Raw genomic sequence first — 16,454 nt, forward strand, 5'->3', positions numbered from 1 at the left:
GGAGCGATTGGATGACTCGAAAAAATTTAAAGGAAGAAGCATTATCCATACATGAATCCCATGCAGGGAAAATTGAAGTGGTGAGTAAGATTGATATTTCATCTGAAGAAGATCTTAGTCTTGTTTATACACCGGGTGTCGCCGATGTATGTAAGACGATAGCCGAGGATCCCCGACAAGCCAATACGCTGACATCGAAAGGAAACATGGTGGCCATCGTCACAGATGGTACAGCTGTATTGGGTCTTGGTGATATCGGTCCCGAAGCCGCGATCCCGGTCATGGAAGGGAAAAGTATGTTGTTTAAGAAGTTCGCCGGTATAGATGCCTTCCCCCTTAGTCTGGATACGAAGGATGTAGATGAAATCGTCACGATCATTAAGGCCTTGTCTCCTTCTTTTGGAGGGATTAATCTGGAGGACATTTCAGCACCGCGCTGCTTTGAAATTGAAAAACGGTTAAAGAAAGAGTTGGATATTCCGGTTTTCCATGATGACCAGCATGGTACGGCCATTGTCGTCCTGGGCGCATTAGTCAATGCGCTGAAGGTCGTAAACAAATCATATAAGAAAGTAAAAATTGTCATCAATGGGGCGGGGGCAGCTGGAATCGCGATTGCGGAACTCCTTTTATTTGCTGGTTATGAAGATATTACTCTCGTAAGTTTAGAAGGAGTCCTGTGCAAGGGGGAGAAATGGATGAATGCTACCCAAGAGGATATTACTTTACGCACAAACCTTTTAGGGGTGCGGGGTGAATTATCTGATGCGATAAAAGGGGCCGATGTATTTATCGGTGTATCGGGACCCGGAGCCCTCAAGAAAGAGTATATTAAAATGATGAATGAGCAGCCGATTGTGTTTGCCATGGCCAACCCCATACCTGAAATTTATCCGGAGGAAGCATTGGAAGCAGGTGCATCGATAGTAGGGACTGGGAGGTCGGATTATCCGAACCAGGTCAATAATCTTCTCGCTTTCCCCGGGATATTCAGGGGAGCTCTGGATGCGAAAGCAAAGGACATCACAATGCAAATGAAAGTAGCTGCTTCCTATGCCATAGCCGATGTGGTCAGTTCTTCTGAATTAAACCCTCAATATATTATTCCGAATGCGCTTGATCCCCGTGTGGAAGAAAAAGTCGGGGAGTCCGTGCGGAAGATTGCATGTAAAAAAAGCAAAGCAAACAGTTCAGTTTCATAATTATTAATACGACAAAGGGGATGAACAAGTTGGGACAAGCAGCATCAACACTTTCATATAAGAATGAGAAAACAAAAGAGAATGTGACGCTTACGAAAGATCGATCGCTTCAGATTTTCAACATGCCGATCCTTTGGTTCCTGGTCTTTACGGGCATCACGCTTGCAAGCTTGTATACGGAGAACCTTCCAGGGGGCATGATCGGAAGTCTCCTCGTCATGATGGTCCTCGGTGAATTATTCGGATGGATAGGAGATCGTACGCCAATCGTGAAGACGTTCCTCGGCGGAGGTGCTATCATTGCGATCTTTGGATCTGCTTTTATGGTTTATGCAGGTTTACTTCCGGAAGCCACCGTCACGTCCATGACTGACTTCATGAAATCAGGCGGATTTTTGAATTTCTATATTGCTGCATTAATCACTGGAAGTATCTTAGGAATGAATTCAAAGGTATTGGTTAAAGTGGGACTTCGCTATTTCCTACCGATCTTCGGGGCGGTAGCCGGAGCCGTGATAGTAGCGGGAATCTTTGGATCTCTTGTCGGATTTACCCTTCAAGAAGCCATCCTCGTCATTACCATGCCGATCATGGGTGGTGGAATGGGAGCGGGAGCCGTTCCCATGAGCCAAATCTATTCTGAGATGATGGGGAATGATCCGAGCTATTATATTTCAATGCTCGTGCCGGCACTGGCATTAGGGAATGTATTTGCCATCATTTTAGCATCGATTCTCGATATTATCGGAAAGAAAGTACCTTCCCTCAGTGGAAACGGTCAGCTTATGAAAGGTTTTACCTACGAAAAAACAAAGCAGAAGTATAATATTGAAAAGATGGGGGTAGGCTTACTCGCTGCCCTGACATTCTTCACGGTTGGAACATTGCTGGGATCTGTCCTTCCCCTTCATCCATACGCCATCATGATCATTCTTGTGGCCGCAGCGAAGATTTCAAACATGATCCCTCAAAACGTCGTAGAGGGAGCCAGTCAGTGGTATCAATTTGTAGCAAGCAATTGGACGTTCGCTTTATTATTCGGGATCGGTGTCGCGTACACCGACTTAGATACCGTTCTTGCAGCGTTGACGCTTCAATATATCTTGACCGTATTCGGAGTCGTTTTAGGAGCGATCCTCGGTGCGGCGATCCTTGGGAAAGTCGTTGGATTTTACCCGATTGAAGCAGCGATCACAGCGGGATTATGCATGGCGAATATGGGAGGAACAGGGGATGTTGCCGTGTTGTCAGCATCGAAACGAATGGAGCTTATGCCTTTCGCTCAAATCTCTTCCCGATTAGGCGGCGCATTGATCCTGTTGTTGGCCGGATTAATTATCCCGCTGTTGTAAATATGGTACACTTAGGCTTGACTCTTGTAGTCAAGCCTATCTTTCATTTTAATAGATTGTGGTGACGTAAATGGACGTAATATTAATTGTACTGCCTGCATTACTCGTCTTTGCCGTTGGATATATCGGCCAAAAGAAACTTGGTTTCGAGATCAATTCGATTTCGAAGATGGCCATTTACTTAATGTATCCATTTCTTGCATTCAAGACCTTTTACGAGAATGAATTGAATATGGATTATCTTTATATTTTTCTCTTTTGTATCGCGCTTTGTGTGATTTTGATTGTATCTATTAAAATAGTGGCTAAGTTTAGAAACTATTCAAAACCGAAAGTGTCGGCCATGATATTATCCGGGGTATTCATGAATAGCGGCAACTATGGAGTACCGATCATCCTATTTGCTTTCGGTGAGCTCGGTTTTCGCTATGCGGTCATTATGATGGTGATACAGTCATTTCTTATGAATACAATCGGCCTCTATTATGCTGTCAGTGGCAGTGATAAAAAGAGGGAAACGAGGGAAATTTGGATGAAGATCGTCAAGATGCCGATTCTGCATGGTGCTTTTCTTGGATTGGGCTTTCAATTGTTGCATCTTGATGTGCCGGTATTTATGAGTCAGACCATTGATCTGATTTCCCAGGCAACGATTCCTACGATTATGGTGGTGTTAGGGATGCAATTAGCCACATTGGGAGGGAAGAAGGTGGAAAGAGGCGCCCTTTCCTTTATTGTGATCATGAGAATGGTAGCTTCACCCATCATAGCTCTGGTCGTCGTTTCTTTCCTGCCTATTTCTACCATGTTGGGATCGATTCTCATTATTTTGGCAAGCATGCCGACTGCTGCTAATACTACGATGTTTTCATTGCAGTTCAATACAGAACCTGATTTAGTGTCGACAAGTACACTTGTCACTACACTTATGAGCATTGTGACGATTCCTATCATGTTAGCTCTTGTATCCTTATAGAAGCGTAGCTGCTTGAGATTCTCAAGTAGCTTTTTTAAATAGAAGAAAGTAAGTGGAAGTCTATCTTTTTGACAACAGCCTTCGAATCTATTACTATTGTAAAATAAATTCCAACCAATTCAATAAGATTAAGGAGGATTATGCATGGCGGGCTATGTTCAACCGATTAATGAACAAAAGGGTCCAGAGAAAGCGAGTACCGAATTGAACCCCCCACAGACTTCTTTAGTGGCAGGCGGTTTAATCGTTACAGTGATTCTTGGGCTATATTTACTCTTTACACAAGAAATTGCCCAAACCGTGTTATTGGTTCTGGGGCTGTTGTTAGGATATACATTATTTCATGCAAGATTCGGCTTCACCTCTGCCTTCCGCAGAGTGATGTCTGTAGGGAACGGGCAGGCATTGCGGGCACATATGGTGATGCTTGCCGTTGCCGTAACGTTATTTGCTCCGATTCTAGCGACAGGGTTTACATTCTTTGGCGGAGAAGCGGCAGGCTATGTATCACCAGTTGGGGTAAGTTTACTGGTAGGTGCCTTCCTGTTTGGAATTGGGATGCAGCTTGGAGGAGGTTGTGCTTCAGGTACGCTATACGCAATCGGCGGCGGCCGCTCCGTTATGTTTATCACATTGCTATTCTTTATTGTCGGTGCCACAGTAGGAGCCTATCATCTTCCATTTTGGACAGAGGAAATGCCGTCCTTTAAACCTATTTCATTAGCAACTTCTACCGGATTAGGTTATTTTGGGGCGTGGGTCATTTCGATCTTATTCTTTGGCTTCATTGCGTGGATTACACTGCGGGTCGAGAAGAAGAAAAAACCGCCCCGCATGGCGACACTTCCAACATCAAAGGGATGGAAACGAATCTTCCGTGGATCTTGGCCCCTTATCGCAGCAGCGATTGTATTGGCTGTGTTAAATGCCCTCACTCTCATGACACGGGGGAATCCTTGGGGAATCACTTCTGCCTTTGCTCTATGGGGATCAAAGGTTGCCGGAATGTTCGGGGTCGACGTGGCGAGCTGGGGCTACTGGACAGGAGCCAATTCTGAAGCTCTTCAAGCATCGATCTTTGCTGATTCCACAACGGTATTAAACTTTGGCGTCATCCTTGGAGCATTCCTTGCATCTGCTGCAGGTGGCCTGTTCCGTTTTAATAAAATCACTGGGAAAAATGCCATGGCGTCCGTCATTGGTGGACTGCTGATGGGGTACGGTGCCCGTTTGGCATTCGGATGTAACATTGGTGCTTACTTCGGAGGGATTGCTTCCTTCAGTCTTCACGGTTATATTTGGGGAATTCTTGCCCTTGGAGGTACGTTCCTGGCACTTTATCTTCGTCCGATGTTCGGATTGTCTGTGCCGAAACCAAAGGATACATTTTGCTAGATGGATAGTTTGAAAAATCCTGCATGTAGTTACACATGCAGGATTTTTTTGGGATTATTCACCGCCATAATAAATAACCATCTGGCACACAGTTGTTTCTCCTGAATCATTTACATATTCATGCCCGGAGTCTGCGGCAAAACGAATCGAACTTCCTTCTGTCAGCAGGTAGGTTTCTTCGCCAATCTTAAGAGAAAGTTTCCCTGACAGTACCGTGATGTATTCCTCCACACCCTTCGTATGTCCTTCATTTCGATACGAGCAGCCCGGTTTCATTTCAACCCGGTAGCTTTCCCATTTTTTTAGGGGATCGAAAGGAAAGATGGGATAAACGATGTAGTTTCCGTTATCTTCAAGAACAGGCTGAACGTCTTGATAATGAATGATGGATATTTGATTGCTTGGCTTCTCAATCAGTGAAGAGAAGGATACCTTCAAGCCATTGGCGATCTTCCATAGAATCGCGACCGTCGGATTCGAATCACCACGTTCAATCTGACCGATCATCGCCTTGCTTACACCGGTGCGCTCTGCCATCTGCTCAAGGCTGAAGCCGCGCTCCCTGCGAATCTTTCGTATATTATCTCCAATTTGAATCGGGAAATTTTCCATGTTAAAAACTCCTCTTGTATACTATAACGTCTATATGTATAATATAATAAATTAACGAAAAATTAAAATAGTAAATTACTTCTATTATAAAGGATGTGAGAGGATGGAGGCACTGCTTTCTACGAAAAAAGTGAGTGATTTTCGCCTGGGGTTGCAGGGAGGACTCAGCATTGCCATTGGATACATGCCTGTTGCATTAACCTTTGGGTTATTGGCACGGACAACCGGCCTCACGGTCACGGAAACGGTACTGATGAGCATGCTCGTGTTTGCAGGGGCTGCCCAATACATATCACTGAGTCTGATTGCGGTTGGTACAGGTATTATTGAGATCATTCTTACAACGTTCATCGTAAACATCCGTCACTTCCTGATGTCGGCTTCTTTAAGTGAAAAGCTCGAGGAGGACCGTTTGTTTAAGAAGCTTTTTTATGCGTTTGGGATTACGGATGAAACCTTCACGGTAATCAGCGTCAAAGATGACAAGGTAAGAACGGGTTTTGCCGTCGGGGTGATGCTCATTTCATACGGGAGCTGGGTCGTGAACTCTGGTGTAGGCTATTTCATCGGGGAAATCCTTCCCGAATTTTTACAAGCGAGCATGACAATCGCTCTATATGCCATGTTTGTGGGACTTCTCGTTCCTTCTATGAAAAAAAGTGTGAAGGTAACGTTTTTAGCCGTAGTAGCCGGTGCGTTGAATAGCATCCTGCTTTTCACGACAAACCTTTCAAACGGCTGGTCGATTGTACTTGCTACCCTCGTTTCAGCCGTGATTGTGGAATTGGTGGTCATGATGAAGGGGGGAACGAGATCGAATGAATAGCGCGATTGTTTTGATGATCATCGGTATGGCGGTTGTCACGTATATTCCCAGAATGCTTCCTTTCCTCGTATTCAAAGGGAAAGAATTGCCTCCTTTCCTTCAAGGTGTATTAAAGAATGTTCCCTTCGCCGTATTGGGCGCTTTAATTTTCCCAAGCATTTTGTTGATTCAAGAGGGAAACCTTATGTTTGGAGTAGTAGGAACGGCAGCTGCATTTCTCATTGCCTTTCTGGGTGCCAACGTCATCCTTGTGGTGATTGGTGCGATTTCTGTTCTGTCTTTGTATTCGGTATTCTTGATGTAAGCCGCGACTCGGGTCGTGGCTTTTTTTGTTGGCTGGAAAGGAGCGGAGTGATGCTGAGGTATGTTGAATGTTGAAGAATGGCAGATAAATCTTTATAATGGCAGATAAAATTTTATTTTGGCAGATATAATGAAAATACGGCAGATAATTTTATTATATGGCACGTATATCCCCAGAGTGGCATATAAACGATTTTTCACATCAAGCCCGGCACTTTCACTGGCGTGTGTTTAGGTTCTAAATCTTTGGACAGGGTATTACATATAGTAATGAAGACGAGAAGGGAGGAAAAATGTTGGCTAAAAAATGGGCACTTCGTTCGATACTGGCTTATTTGCTATTAGGCTTATTTCTATATGTGTATTTATTCTTCTTGGCGGATTCTACTTTGCCTGACATGTACAAAGGAAGCAGTGCTGATCCGGCAACCTTTATGAATGGTAAAGAAATCATGCTGAGTGAGGATTTCTCGAAAATCAAGAATCTCCTGTTTTTCTTATCCACTCCTTACGAATGGTTGTTTTATTTCCTGATCCTGATACTCGGGGTCTCGCGTGTGTTTGAGAAGTGGGCGAGGGGAACGGTGAAAAATGGTTTCCTCCAAACGGCCATTTATTTGTTCTGGTTATCGATCGCTTCGTTCCTGGCGATTTTTCCACTGCAGTACATTTCGCATAGTATTTCGAAGAGCTATAATATTTCCACCCAGACGTTCTCCATGTGGATGAAGGATGAGATCACGGATTTCTGGGTGAATTACCTCCTCATGTTCATCATTGTATCGGTGTTATATGGATTGATGAAACGATTCAGGCAGCGCTGGTGGTTAGCGGCCTGGGCATTGTCGGTACCCTTTACGATTTTCATGATGTTCGTGCAGCCGGTTTTGATCGACCCGCTATATAACGACTTCTATCCACTGAAGGATAAAGCGTTAGAGGAACAAATCCTGACTCTTGCGGACAAGGCAAACATTCCAACGGACCACGTATTCGAAGTCGACATGTCGGAGAAAACGAACTCACTCAATGCTTATGTAACCGGAGTCGGATCCAATTCCCGAATCGTTCTCTGGGATACGACACTTGAAAAATTAACGGACAGGGAAATCCTGTTTGTGATGGCCCATGAAATGGCTCACTATGTGGAGAAGCACATCTATATCGGCATTGCCATATACCTGTTCCTATCCTTCTTTGGGTTATTCCTGACGGCCAAGCTGATGAGAGGCATCGTCGCCAATCATAAGGAGGACATGAAAGTATCGAGCGTGTCGAACTTGAGCTCATTACCTCTGTTCTTAATGATCACCTCCATGCTTCTGTTCACTGTCAGTCCCCTTAGCAACTGGATCTCCCGCTACCAGGAAACGAGGGCTGACCGATATGCAATAGAAATGACGGGCGACAAAGAAGCCGCCATCTCATCTTTCCAAAAGTTATCGAAGGTGGGATTATCTCAGGTCAATCCGCCTTTACTTGTGAAGGTTTTCCGTTACGGTCATCCGACGATGCTTGAGCGATTGACGATGCTTGAGGAGTATGAAAAGGAGAAAGATACAGAGTAAAGGAATGAAACTGACGAGATAAGTATTGGTACACCTTATACAGATTGAGAGTAAGTGAATGACAGGAAGGACGACTTGTGAAGGGAAGCGAGTCGTTTTTTTTGTCTATTTTTTACTTTTATTTTCTTTATTCCAAATTTTAGTGTGCAACCCTTATGGATGTGGTAAAATAAGGAATTAAATAATTGTAATTTTCTGTTTATTAAAACAGGCAGGGGGATGGGGAAAATCAAAAATCATAAAGTTTGGTTATTGTTTATTCGTTTTTTATTTACCGTTTTAGCGTTAATCGGCCTACCTTTTTTGAGTTATCTTGAAACTGGTCGCCCGATGATGGAGTGGTCTTTGATTATTGGGATATTAGTTACCCTGATCATTATCTATGTGAATGGAGACGGCTATTTTTACAAAAAGGGGCAGCATTTGATCAAAGAAAATAAGAAAAGGTTTTATCATTCGATCTCTTTTTGGACAGCTTTCGTTTATACCGTCGTGGCATTATACCTTACGATTAAAATTTATGGGAATTTACTACATTAGATTTTCCTAGAATTGATTACAACATGCGATTAATAAACCGCCATACTGAAAAAAGCCCGGTCTCTTAAGAGACTAGGCTTTTTCTCTTTTATTAATAATCAGGTTCTTCGCTTTCTCTGTCATATAGGCGAAAATCACATCTTTATGATGCAGTCCTGAGTTGGTTAGTTGAGTTTCCAGCCATTCTGTCGTTTTTCCAAGAAGCTTCAGGTTCCGCGTTTGGATTTTACCATCCACAATCACTGAAATCGGCAATCCTTCGTCATCGATTTTAAGGTCGAGATGCTGGACGGTAACAGGGGTGTTTTCCACCTTTGGAATGACGCTCACTTCACCGATTGGTTCGAGCATGGCGTAGTCCACATCTGAAATTTTCGGGTAACCTTGAGAGCGTAGAATGGAGGTTAATTGGATCAGGGAGATCTTGGATTTCTCCAGATTATCCTCTAATATCTCCCCATTTTTAATCAGTAAGGTAGGCTCTCCCAAGAAGAAGCGATTCCCCCATTGACTTAGGGTCAGGAATGAGAACAGTACATGAAGCCCTACTAAAATGACGAGAGCAGCGATGGTTGGCCAGAATTCCGTGGAGATCAGTGGTTCAGAGGCAATGGTGCCAACGATAATAATTGCCACTAGATCATAGGGAGTCATTTGTACAATTGTGGATTTTCCCATCAGTCGCATAGCGGCAATGGTAATTAAGTAGAGGACAAGTACTTTTATTAGCAGGATCATCATATTCGCTCCAAAGTGTATAGGTTAGCTTTAGGATTTACTATTTAAATTGAAGTCATGCATGAAATGGAGGGACCAATGGCCCGTCCATTAAAAAAGGAATAGCTGACTCATGTATAGAGTCAGCTATTATTTATCATCCGTAACTTAGGTTCAGTTCGTTTAATTCTTTTGATAATTTCATGAACAGAGGTTTATTTTTTTTATCCAGGGCGGCGTCAATGTCTGTTAGGAGTTTTGTCTTGCGCGTCATCAGAATGCTTTCATGCAGCACCATGTCGATATAGATCTCCATCACACTTCTCTCAGCGGCTTTCTTACGGGTCATGGCAGAAGCTTTCATCATTTCGGTATAGGACTTTTTGTTTTCCATATACGGTCACCCCTGAATTCTTTTTATTAGTATATGGGGTAAGTAGTAAAAATTCAACCAAAAAATTAAATATTCTGATAATTTTTTACCCTTAACGGAGTGGCGTGTGATTAATTTCAGAATTTTTAAAAATATGCGAGACAACCCTCGAAATTTATGGTATTATTTTGGTGAAAAATGTAAATGGAGGCGATGAAATGAGAGAAAAATCTCGAATTATAGAAGAATATGAAGTGAATCCCCATACGATGATCCTGCAGCCAATTGAGTACGGTGCCAGGACATTTACCAAAATCATAGAGGTAGATGACGTACTAATCTCCCCATTTAAACCGTTCGATATTTTAAAGAAGAGCTGTGAATTCTTTGGTTCCTCTTATGAAGGAAGAAAAGAAGGCACCAAAAGACTTACGGGTATCATCTACAAAGCTCCTATCATGGTGAATCCTCAGATGTCCATTTATCTATTTCCAACCTCTTCTCCTGTCAAGCAAGAATGCGCCTGGATTTCCCATTCACATGTTCGCGGGTATGAACGATCGACAAATGGAACAACACGGGTCTTTCTTCAAAACAATGAGTCCTGCATGGTTCCCATTTCTTACAGTTCCTTTGAAAATCAAATGCTTCGTACTTCGGACTTGCGTATCGCCTATACACAGCGTGTCGCAGAAATGGAAAGTAAATATAATACGAAGGTTCAAACCGAAATGAGTAATATCAAAACGTTTTACCTTAATCGAAATATCAAAACAAACGATGCGTGAGATGAATCACGCTTCTTTTGTTGTATCTGTTTTCGATTCAAGGAATCGACGATACAAATAATGTCTCATTAAATCCTCCACACGGTTTCGAAGGCGCGGATTAAAGTAATTATGGTGCTCCTCATAACCCTTATACAGAAACATATACATCGTAAAGGCATCATCTGATTGAATTCGCTCAACCTTCATCTTATTGGTCCTCATGTACTTTTTGACATGAGCAAGTTCTCCTTGGATGACCTTCATCGTTTCCTCAATCATTTCTAAATACGGTCGTTTTAATTTAAACGGGCTGCTGTCTACGATTTGCAGATCACGATTCAAAATCGTCAACACCATCGGTAAATATATGGCCTGTTCTAATATGTTCCTGTCATTCTCCGGGATCCTTGTCATATGAAAAGACTCCTTTTCACTTTAATGTAGAACAAATGTTCGTATTTTCATTTTACGTGGAATTCGATTTACTTTCAATAGCGAAAGTTGTAGAATTTGAATTTGTTTCTATTATGAAGGGCAGATCGGATTTTTATCCATAAAGGAAAAAGTATTTCTGCCGTCGAAATAATAAAGACAATAGAAGAAAGGAAGGTGCCGGAACATGAATAAAGGAATCGAAATCCAGGATCTCTATGAGTTAAGGGCTGTATCAGATCCAAGATTGTCCCCAAGTGGAGATGAAGCCGTTTATGTCAAAACCTACATGTGTGAAGAAAAGAATGAGTATTTCTCAACCTTACATAGCATCCGTCTGCAAGATAAGACCACTCGCCAATGGACTTTCGGAGAACAAAAGATTTCAACCCCCAGGTGGTCACCAGATGGTAGGAAAATCGCCTTTGTCTCGAATCGCTCCGGTGTGAATCAACTCTACCTCTTCCACCGGGATGGAGGGGAAGCAGAACAGCTGACAGATTATCAAAAAGGCGTTTCAAATCCAGTCTGGTCTCCATGCGGTGAGAAAATTTCAGTCTCGCTCCGACTTGAAAAAGGGGAGACGTTTGAAACCAAGGAAGGCGAAGAAGAGAAATTAAAGCCATACGTTGCGACTGGCATGAAATATAAAAGTGATGACCGGGGATTCGATGACAACTGCTACTCGCAAATAGCAGTGGTGGACGTGGCGTCGAAAAAAATAAGAAGAGTCACGGATGATGTCCATGATTACACTCTTCACTCCTGGTCGCCAGATGGACAGCACATTGCATTTTCTGTAGACAGAACAGAAGACAAGGATTTCTCATTCCAGTCTGATTTGTATATTTTCAACCTTGAAATGAATGAATACAAAAAGGTTAATAAAGAAACGGGTTACTACGGAGGTGCCGCCTGGTCTCCTGACGGAAAGCATCTTGCCTATATGGGGCATGGACGTGAATATGAGAATGCGACACATAATAAGGTGTGGCTGCATCACATTGAAACTGGACATTCCATTTGCCTGACAGAAGGCATGGACCTGCCAATAGGAGACTATCTTAATAGCGACAGCATCCAAGGTTCATCACAAACGGGGATACTATGGTCAAATGATTATGAAAGCTTCTACTTCCTGGCATCTGATGCAGGGAACACAGTCCTTTACTACGCACACATTGATGGGGCGATATACCCTGCACTGCTGCAGGAAGAACAGCATATATACGGTTTTGACTTCGATTCAACTCGACAGGTGATGCTGATTGCCATGAGCAAACCGACCGAACCCGGTGAATTATATACTCTTCATGTTCCTAGTGGTGAGCTGACGGAAATAACTAGTCTGAACGGGGAGCTGCTGGGGAATCGTGAATTGTCTTCTCCACAATCGTTTATGTACACTGGTGCAAAAGACTGGCCTGTACAAGGCTGGATCATGAAGCCAGTCGGTTATGAGGAAGGAAAGAAGTATCCACTCATCGTCGAAATACACGGTGGCCCCCACACCATGTATGGGAACACGTTCTTTCACGAATTCCAAGTGTTGGCAAGCAAAGGATATGCTGTTTTATATGTGAATCCAAGAGGAAGCCATGGCTACGGGCAAGAATTCGTGGATGCCGTAAGAGGTGATTACGGCGGCGGGGATTACGAGGATATCATGTCAGCAGTCGAGTATGCCCTGGAGGAATTTCCGTTTATTGATGAAACCCGCTTAGGTGTGACCGGTGGAAGCTACGGAGGATTCATGACCAACTGGATCATCGGCCATAGCGACAAGTTTAAAGCGGCGGCCACCCAGCGCTCCATCAGCAATTGGATCAGTTTTTACGGAGTGAGTGATATCGGCTACTACTTCTCAGAATGGCAAATTCAAAGCGATCTTGGCGACATTGAAACCCTTTGGAAGCGTTCACCCCTTGCGTATGTGAAGAGTATGAACACACCCCTATTAATACTTCACAGCGAAAAGGACTACCGTTGTCCGATTGAGCAGGCGGAACAACTATTTATCGCCTTGAAACGTGAGAAGAAAGATGTGAGATTTGTGCGTTTCCCGGAATCCAATCACAATCTGTCCAGGACTGGAAAACCCTCTTTGAGGGAAGCGAGATTACAAGAGATTGTGGATTGGTTTGGGGAGCATTTATAGAGGTGCGAGCTGTCATTCCTGGATGGGGATGGCAGCTTTTTGTTAGAGCGCACTAGTCAATTTCAAAACAAAGTCTATTACACAACCCACCGCAAAAAATACCCATCCTAGCACGTTTACATCCCCACCCAATAGGCAAGGTTATAATAATAAAACCAACAATAGACAACAATGTGGAAATCCTGATACGGTGTGATATGATGAAAATAGTAAGTAACGATATAATGAAATGAGTTTATTTGTTCATGGTCGTTTAAGGGGAAACATATAATATGGATATAAATAAGATTAAAGACTGGTTTACGCTTGAGAATATGATGGACCTGATTCAGCAGTATCGCTCATTTGGACCGATTCCAGGGATCCTGCTTCCGCTGTTGGAAGCATTTCTTCCATTCCTGCCCCTGGTCGTGTTTGTGACGGCCAATGCGAATGCCTTCGGGCTATGGTGGGGATTCCTGTTTTCATGGATTGGCGCTACGCTTGGTGCACTTATTGTGTTTCTGCTGGTAAGAAGATATGGGGAAACACGATTCTTTCGCTTCCTAAGAAAGAACCGCCAAGTAAAGCGATTGACGAAGTGGGTAGACAAGCATGGGTTTGGCCCGTTGTTCATCCTTTTATGCTTCCCATTTACACCGTCTGCCTTGGTGAATGTGGTGGCGGGATTGTCGTCGATCAGCATCGCTCAGTATATGCTCGCGGTGGTTACGGGGAAAATGGTGATGATTTTCACCATAAGCTTTATCGGATATGATATTATATCATTAGTAAGGCAACCAATACGTACTGTAATCGTTGCAGCCATTATTTTTGTCCTATGGTTTGTAGGGAAACGAATTGAGATACATTTGAATAAGAAAATGGAAGTAGACCAACGAATTGAACGGAAAAAGCAGGAGGAATCAAATTGAGAGAAGAGGTAAAAAGAGAAGGACTCGAATGGATTAAAGCCTTGGGGATTGGATTGATCATCTTTATTATCATTCGAACCTTTCTCTTCTCCAACTATGTAGTCGAAGGTGAATCGATGATGCCGACACTACAGGATGGGAATAAACTTGTTGTGAATAAAATCGGTTATCATATTGGAGACTTGGATCGCTTTGATGTTGTTGTCTTTCATGCGAATGAGAACGAAGATTATGTGAAACGAATCATTGGACTGCCCGGTGATAAGGTCGTTTATAAAGATGATAAATTATATGTTAACGGAGAGTACTATCCTGAACCTTATTTAGAAAAATTCAAGCAGGAGTACATCGGCAACAAGCTGACTGGAGACTTTACCCTTGAAGAAATCACGGATGAGCAAACGGTTCCCGAAGGAAAAGTATTCGTTCTTGGAGACAATCGTCGGGGAAGCATGGATAGTCGCTACTTCGGGTTTATAGACAGGGAACAGATTGTGGGAAAAGTGGATCTTCGTTACTGGCCTATCAACGAATGGGATATACAATTCAGGAATTAAAGATATGGAAATGCTGTTCAATACATGAACAGCATTCTTTTTTTTGCGAAAGATTCTTCGAGCTTCCGGACTGTTGAAAGGATGCTACTTCGAAAAGTGATGCTTTAAGCTCTTTGAATAAGGAAAGGATCAAATCCATTTTGGGGATCTGATCCTTTCTATGTTGATGGGTATTTAAATTGCAGAATTCGATAAAATACGGGATGTGCCTGTCACTTTGATCCCCCTCATAAACGCTTCAACAAACTCCTCATCCCACTGTGTCCCTTTGCCTTCTTCCAAAATGGAGAGGGCTTTTTCGAGAGGCATTCCTTTTCGATAAGGGCGATCAGAGGTCATAGCGTCAAAGGCATCAGCGACAGCGATCAATCGTCCGAACACGGGAATATCGTCTCCTTTTAATTGATCGGGATATCCCCGGCCGTCCACCCGCTCATGGTGGTGCTTGATGCCGGGTAAGATGGGCAGGAGTTCTTCTGTTAACTGAACCCCTTTTACAATTTCTTCGCCAATCACAGGGTGGAGTTTGATTTGATCAAACTCTTCAATTGTTAATTTCCCTTCTTTTAAAAGCACATTGTCCCGGATTCCTATCTTTCCAATGTCGTGAAGCAGGGCCGATTTGTTGAGTAAGTCGATGTCTTTAGAGGACCAGTTGCATTGTTTGGCAGTTAAAACAGAAAACTCCGCAACACGTTTAGAATGGCCGGCCGTATATGGGTCCCGTGCATCCAATGTACCTGCAACTACTGCGAAAAATTGATCAAGTAGCTGCTGGTTTTTCTGATCTCTCAGATTGATGGCCCCTACCATGTGGTTAAAGCCGGAAAATAAATGGGAAAATTCATCCGTGTATGTATTCACTACGGGTGAAACATGCCCCTCCTCGACTTTTTCAAAACGGGCTACCAGCTCTTTCACAGGTGCTTCGATGCTTTTGAAAATAAGGAGGGCTCCATAGAAAGCTAGAATCGTAATGATGAAAATCAGAGTCCCTGCCCATTTCCAGTAGTCTACTAAAAGCGTGGGGTCTGCAATTGATAAGCGAATCTGTGAAGCTAATGAAAAAAGCAGGATCGGAAACAGGGCAAGAAACAGGGAAGCTGCCAAGATTTTTCTTTTTAAACTGATAAATAGGGTGGACTGATTCGTTGGATCGACTCCGTATGTTTCAACTGTTTTCCGAATAAGGTCCACCTGCAGTGAATGACAAGCTCTAAAGGTTAAGAAAAATTCAATCAATGCATGAAGAATCGCCACTAAAAAGGCGCCGCACCAGGCATAAAAAATATAGGTGTACGGAATGGACAACCACCCTGCATTGATGCTGACAACCGTCAACAAAGTCGACGGAAGAGCCAGCCCCAGAAAGTGAGGGAGCATGATTCGTCTAACCGTTAAAAGTGGGAACCTTTCCGCTTGTTGATAGGCAGTTGAGAGAAGGTCCAGACTGAGTGTTGATACCTTCTTTTTATAGACGATCTTCATCGGACGAATATGCTTCTGATACACCAAAAATTCGCAGCTGAACATCGTGACGATTGAAAGGGAGATGATGCCTCCCATTGTGAGCAGTGCCTTTTCATTGAGGGCAAGGGTTTGAAAAATGAATACAGACCCGACACCAAAGACGGCTATGAAGCTTCCTAGAAGATAATTCTTAATGATTGTACGTTGAAATCGCTGATATACATTCAAGGATGAATCCTCCAATTCCCCTAACATTTAGTAGATTCATTATATAGGAAATTTGGAGTGG

Annotated in this window: 17 protein-coding genes; 12 read left to right on the top strand and 5 right to left on the bottom strand. The window is 43.2% G+C overall.

The annotated features are described in order from the left end of the window. Positions 1-11: 11 nt before the first annotated feature. The 4 genes from FZC88_RS01035 (at position 12) to FZC88_RS01050 (ending at position 4,925) form a co-directional block, all read left to right on the top strand. Positions 12-1,202, top strand: coding sequence for an NAD(P)-dependent malic enzyme (locus FZC88_RS01035; protein ID WP_148993339.1), 1,191 nt, complete (start codon positions 12-14; stop codon positions 1,200-1,202). A 29-nt stretch (positions 1,203-1,231) separates the two neighbouring features. Then, the gene (locus tag FZC88_RS01040) at positions 1,232-2,554 is read left to right on the top strand and encodes a 2-hydroxycarboxylate transporter family protein (RefSeq protein ID WP_282138138.1); all 1,323 of its coding nucleotides are present in this window, start codon (positions 1,232-1,234) and stop codon (positions 2,552-2,554) included. A gap of 70 nt (positions 2,555-2,624) precedes the next feature. Then, complete coding sequence (locus FZC88_RS01045; RefSeq protein WP_148993341.1) at positions 2,625-3,530, top strand: AEC family transporter; 906 nt, start codon at positions 2,625-2,627, stop codon at positions 3,528-3,530. Between the two features lie 144 nt (positions 3,531-3,674). Next, positions 3,675-4,925, top strand: coding sequence for a YeeE/YedE family protein (locus tag FZC88_RS01050; protein ID WP_148993342.1), 1,251 nt, complete (start codon positions 3,675-3,677; stop codon positions 4,923-4,925). Positions 4,926-4,979: 54 nt separating this feature from the next. Here the strand turns inward: FZC88_RS01050 and FZC88_RS01055 are convergent, their stop codons facing one another. Next, positions 4,980-5,537 (bottom strand): helix-turn-helix domain-containing protein, encoded by a 558-nt coding sequence (locus FZC88_RS01055; RefSeq protein ID WP_148993343.1) that lies wholly within the window; start codon positions 5,535-5,537, stop codon positions 4,980-4,982. A 103-nt stretch (positions 5,538-5,640) separates the two neighbouring features. Between FZC88_RS01055 and FZC88_RS01060 the strand changes: the two genes are divergently transcribed. The 4 genes from FZC88_RS01060 (at position 5,641) to FZC88_RS01075 (ending at position 8,774) form a co-directional block, all read left to right on the top strand. Next, positions 5,641-6,363: an AzlC family ABC transporter permease gene (locus FZC88_RS01060; protein WP_148993344.1), complete on the top strand. Its 723-nt coding sequence runs from the start codon at positions 5,641-5,643 to the stop codon at positions 6,361-6,363. Further along, on the top strand, positions 6,356-6,667 hold the full coding sequence (locus FZC88_RS01065; protein WP_148993345.1) for an AzlD domain-containing protein: 312 nt from the start codon (positions 6,356-6,358) through the stop codon (positions 6,665-6,667). Before FZC88_RS01060 ends, FZC88_RS01065 begins: the two co-directional genes overlap by 8 nt. A 295-nt stretch (positions 6,668-6,962) precedes the next feature. Then, a complete protein-coding gene (locus FZC88_RS01070; RefSeq protein WP_187443474.1) occupies positions 6,963-8,234 on the top strand; it encodes a M48 family metallopeptidase in 1,272 nt (423 codons plus the stop codon). A 219-nt stretch (positions 8,235-8,453) separates the two neighbouring features. Further along, entirely contained in the window at positions 8,454-8,774 is a 321-nt protein-coding gene (locus FZC88_RS01075) for a hypothetical protein (RefSeq protein ID WP_148993347.1), read from the top strand. Between the two features lie 72 nt (positions 8,775-8,846). Here the strand turns inward: FZC88_RS01075 and FZC88_RS01080 are convergent, their stop codons facing one another. Then, the gene (locus tag FZC88_RS01080) at positions 8,847-9,512 is read right to left on the bottom strand and encodes a DUF421 domain-containing protein (protein ID WP_148968806.1); all 666 of its coding nucleotides are present in this window, start codon (positions 9,510-9,512) and stop codon (positions 8,847-8,849) included. Between the two features lie 136 nt (positions 9,513-9,648). Then, a complete protein-coding gene (locus FZC88_RS01085) occupies positions 9,649-9,885 on the bottom strand; it encodes an IDEAL domain-containing protein (RefSeq protein ID WP_148968397.1) in 237 nt (78 codons plus the stop codon). Between the two features lie 197 nt (positions 9,886-10,082). On the opposite strand from FZC88_RS01085, the gene FZC88_RS01090 reads away from it, so the two are divergent. Then, a complete protein-coding gene (locus tag FZC88_RS01090; RefSeq protein WP_148993348.1) occupies positions 10,083-10,652 on the top strand; it encodes a competence protein ComK in 570 nt (189 codons plus the stop codon). A 6-nt stretch (positions 10,653-10,658) separates the two neighbouring features. Here FZC88_RS01090 and FZC88_RS01095 read toward each other — a convergent pair whose 3' ends face one another. Continuing rightward, a complete protein-coding gene (locus FZC88_RS01095; protein ID WP_148968399.1) occupies positions 10,659-11,048 on the bottom strand; it encodes a YhjD family protein in 390 nt (129 codons plus the stop codon). 205 nt (positions 11,049-11,253) lie between these two features. Here FZC88_RS01095 and FZC88_RS01100 point away from each other — a divergent pair, with 205 nt between their 5' ends. From FZC88_RS01100 to lepB, 3 genes are all read left to right on the top strand, one after another. Further along, positions 11,254-13,224, top strand: a complete 1,971-nt coding sequence (locus tag FZC88_RS01100) for a S9 family peptidase (protein WP_148993349.1) — start codon at positions 11,254-11,256, stop codon at positions 13,222-13,224. Between the two features lie 272 nt (positions 13,225-13,496). Next, positions 13,497-14,138: a TVP38/TMEM64 family protein gene (locus tag FZC88_RS01105; protein WP_113969901.1), complete on the top strand. Its 642-nt coding sequence runs from the start codon at positions 13,497-13,499 to the stop codon at positions 14,136-14,138. Then, positions 14,135-14,695 carry a signal peptidase I gene (gene lepB / locus FZC88_RS01110; RefSeq protein ID WP_148993350.1) on the top strand — a complete coding sequence of 187 codons (561 nt, stop codon included), beginning with the start codon at positions 14,135-14,137 and terminating at the stop codon, positions 14,693-14,695. The genes FZC88_RS01105 and lepB overlap by 4 nt, the downstream gene beginning before the upstream one ends. Positions 14,696-14,869: 174 nt before the next feature. Here the strand turns inward: lepB and FZC88_RS01115 are convergent, their stop codons facing one another. After that, positions 14,870-16,393, bottom strand: coding sequence for an HD-GYP domain-containing protein (locus tag FZC88_RS01115; RefSeq protein WP_148993351.1), 1,524 nt, complete (start codon positions 16,391-16,393; stop codon positions 14,870-14,872). Positions 16,394-16,454 lie beyond the last annotated feature (61 nt).

Origin of the sequence: Rossellomorea aquimaris (genome assembly GCF_008180865.1) — a bacterium.
In the GTDB taxonomy this organism is placed as follows: Bacteria; Bacillota; Bacilli; order Bacillales; family Bacillaceae_B; genus Rossellomorea; species Rossellomorea yichunensis.